This window comes from Kurthia massiliensis (genome assembly GCF_000285555.1).
In the GTDB taxonomy this organism is placed as follows: Bacteria; Bacillota; Bacilli; order Bacillales_A; family Planococcaceae; genus Kurthia; species Kurthia massiliensis.
On record NZ_HE611008.1, the window covers coordinates 8,885 to 10,975 of the forward strand.

Genomic DNA, 2,091 nt, shown 5'->3' on the forward strand with positions numbered 1-2,091 from the left:
AACAGGGTACTGGTGAGATGAAAGATATGATCACTGAAATGGTGATGAATCAATTAACAAAGGTTTTGGATAAAGAGCAGTTCAACAGGTTTTCTAAAACAGGGTTAGTAGGTCAAAAAGAAAAGCAACTTGAAAAATATTCTTCTAGTATTTAAACAAGGCTTTAATGTTCCCAAATCTCCCGCTTTGGGAATGTTTTTAGTTCCAATAAAAGGATTTGAAACGCTGCATAGAGAATTATTCACTTATAACGATTATAGGAGTTGAAATAATGAAGGCACTTTTAGTTATTGATGTACAAAATGGTCTTGTTAATTTATGAGATTTTAAAGAAGAACTTTCGCTTATAGAAAATATTATTAAAGATTTTAAAGAAACAAATATGCCAGTAATCTTTATGAGACATTTAGATGACGAAGAAGAGAGTGGACTATATAAGAATTCTGAGGGTTCTGAATTACATAACTCGTTAAAAGATTATGCTGAATATGTAATAGAAAAACAAACGCCAAGTTCATTTTATAATACAGAACTTCAAGGTACGTTAGAAAAATTAGGTGTAGACCACATTTTTATTACGGGTTTTAATACGGAATTTTGTTGCTTATTTACTGCTATTGCAGCGTTTGATAGGGGTTATACAGTCACATTTATTGAAAATGCCACTGGAACTGTTAATACGGACGAAACTTATGAAATGCCAGGTTTAGATATCAAAGATTTCGTTGGGACTGTATTACATTGGTCAAATGCCATTGAGGTTTTAGATTACGAAGAATATGTTGAAGAATATAAGTTAAATAACGTTCCCAAATGAAACGTTTGGGAGCCTTCTACGAGCAGCTAGGACAGTCACATGTCGCAGCTGCTTTTTGTTTACCAAACGACGCTTTGGACACTTTTTTTCAAGCTCTTAAGTAGATGATGATAAGGATAAATTAGTTATTTATGTTAAAATTGGGTTATCTAGTGAACTGGCTATATGTAATGGCTAAAATATTACATAAAAACCCCCACAACTACAATATTTAAATCTTGTAGTTTTTAAAATTAATAGAATTAATAGGTGGTTAAAATGATGAATGGAAAAGATATCTTAAATATATTTGGCTTTGAAGTTGAAGAAGAACCTCTTAGTATTTATCCATATTCACCAGTTTATCGAGTAAACTATGGTGATAAAGATGTCGTTGTAAAACGTACGCAAAAAAGAGTAGAAAATGTTATGTCTTATATCAATAAGTTGAAAGATAAAGGGATTAATGTTGTAACACCAGTTAAACTAAAAGTAGATAATCCGTAAAAATATGGGATACAAATTTTGTTGTTTATCCATTTATAGAGGGTATAAAATATTCTGGAAAAGAAAAAGAAATCTATGAAGCTGGTAAAATGTTAGGGCAGATTCACAGTTATTCTCCTGATTCAAATATCGATAATCTCTTAGTGTATGATGTTTACGATTTTAATTACCTAGAAATTGAAGAGAGCATGGAGGCTATTAGAGAACATGCAAAAAAGTTAGAAATTGAAATTGACCCACGTTTACAGACAAAGTTAAACGAAGCTGTATCGAATCAACAGGAACTTTACCAAGCAAAATTACCACATATAGCAACGCCACATGATTTTAAGGCAAATAATTTAATTTTAATTCCAGAGCCATTTCTAATTGATCCAGATAATGCTACTTGGATACCAAGAATCTTTGATTTAGCTTTGGTGTTATTACTTTTTCATAATGAGCATGAAGAAGCACCAAATCGTATTTTTACACTAGATGAATGGAAGTTATTTTTAAGAGGATACAAAGAATATGTTGTTTTAACCGATCAAGAAAAAGTCTTTTGGGAAAAGGCAAAACAGCATGTCTTTCTGGATGAAGTAATGTGGCTAATGGCTGAGTGTGAAGAAGATTGGCAAAGGTATTCACAACAAGGATTGTTTAATAGTTTAATTCATTTTGTGATAGATAGTGAAAACTATAAACTAATTTAAGATTTATACAGTATACAAATCAAATTGAAATAACGTTCCCAAACGAAAGTTAGGGAATATCAAAAAAAGCCACAAATCATTGATTTAATAATG

Annotated in this window: 3 protein-coding genes; all 3 read left to right on the plus strand. The window is 31.0% G+C overall.

The window, feature by feature from the left end; translation table 11 throughout:
* Positions 1–346: 346 nt before the first annotated feature.
* The 3 genes from KMHG_RS18135 to KMHG_RS18140 all read left to right on the plus strand — a co-directional run bounded on the left by KMHG_RS18135 (position 347) and on the right by KMHG_RS18140 (position 1,998).
* Complete coding sequence (locus KMHG_RS18135; protein WP_238984706.1) at positions 347–817, plus strand: isochorismatase family protein; 471 nt, start codon at positions 347–349, stop codon at positions 815–817.
* Positions 818–1,078: 261 nt separating this feature from the next.
* Complete coding sequence (locus KMHG_RS19635; RefSeq protein WP_010291205.1) at positions 1,079–1,303, plus strand: hypothetical protein; 225 nt, start codon at positions 1,079–1,081, stop codon at positions 1,301–1,303.
* 71 nt (positions 1,304–1,374) lie between these two features.
* Positions 1,375–1,998, plus strand: coding sequence for a phosphotransferase (locus tag KMHG_RS18140; protein ID WP_238984707.1), 624 nt, complete (start codon positions 1,375–1,377; stop codon positions 1,996–1,998).
* Positions 1,999–2,091 lie beyond the last annotated feature (93 nt).